We start from the raw sequence: 1,139 nt of genomic DNA on the forward strand, positions 1-1,139 counted from the left end.
GTGGCGATCTTGTCCGTGGGACGGCGTACGACCGGCATGACGAAGTAGGCGGCGGGCCGGGGACGAAAGCGCCGGTAGAAGTCGAACAACCCCGGTCCGTACAGGCCCGAACCCGCGCCGATCTCGGTGATGACGTGCTCGGCCGAGGTCTGCTCCACGGAGCCGGTGCCGCCGCCGTTGACGAACTCCAGCGGGGCGACGGTCTCGACTGCGGCGATCGCGGCGGCGCGCCGGTCGGCCAGTTCACGTGCCGACAAGCGCTGCATGGCGCGCAGCGCGACGCGCTTGAGAGGGGATCCGGGCTGGTTGTCCCCCATGCCGGCGATCTGTCCTTCGTAGGACATGACCCCGGCCAGGTGGAACCCCTGACGGCTCTGGATCGCCCGGGCAAGCTTGACGGCCTGCTGCGGGGTGTGCACGGGGGAGCGGTGGGGGCCCAGGTGGATGCGCCCGCCGGCCAGTTCCAGGGAGGCGTCCAGATCGATGCACAGCCGCAGCCGGGGGCGGGCCACGCCGACGGCCTCGTCGATGAAGTCCAGCTGGGCGACGGAGTCGATCATGAGGGTGACGCGTGAGGCCGCCCGCTCGTCCTTGGCCAGCTGCTGCAACGCGGTGCGGTCCGCGGTCGGGTAGCCGATGACCACGTCCTCGTGGTCCTCGGCCAGCCACAGGGCTTCGGGCAGGGTGAAGGCGAGGATGCCCCGGTAGCCCTGGCGCTTCAGGACACGCTGGATCAGGTCGCGGCTGCGGACCGACTTGCTGGCCAGGCGGATCGTGGCGCGACCGCCCGCGCGGTGCACCAGATCACCTGCGTTGGCGTCGAAAGCATCGAGGTCCACCACGGCGAACGGCGGATCCAAGTGCTGAGTAGCCCGCTCCAGCTGGGCCATCCGGACCTCGCTGAAACCTGCCATCGCGGAGGCGGCCGATTTCACGTCCGGCCAGGACGCCACATGTGCGCTCACATCCGCACCCCTTTCTCGGTAGTTCAGTGGACCGGCCCGGTGAGCGGCGGCCGGGAACCGCGTCAGCCGGTGGAGCGGCCCGAAGGCCGCGCCGCATCGGGCCGGCGGCGGCCCATGGGGGCGATGATCCGCTCTCGTCGCTTTCTTCCCCTGGCCTCGGCGAGCGGGATCACC

At 70.9% G+C, this 1,139-nt stretch carries 1 protein-coding gene; it reads right to left on the reverse strand.

The window, feature by feature from the left end; all coding sequences use genetic code 11:
- The coding region (locus ACIBTS_RS49410; protein WP_399328571.1) for an alanine racemase at positions 1-965 on the reverse strand (965 nt) is incomplete at its 3' end.
- Positions 966-1,139 lie beyond the last annotated feature (174 nt).

The organism is Streptomyces sp. NPDC050121 (genome assembly GCF_044460385.1).
In the GTDB taxonomy this organism is placed as follows: Bacteria; Actinomycetota; Actinomycetes; order Streptomycetales; family Streptomycetaceae; genus Streptomyces; species Streptomyces soliscabiei.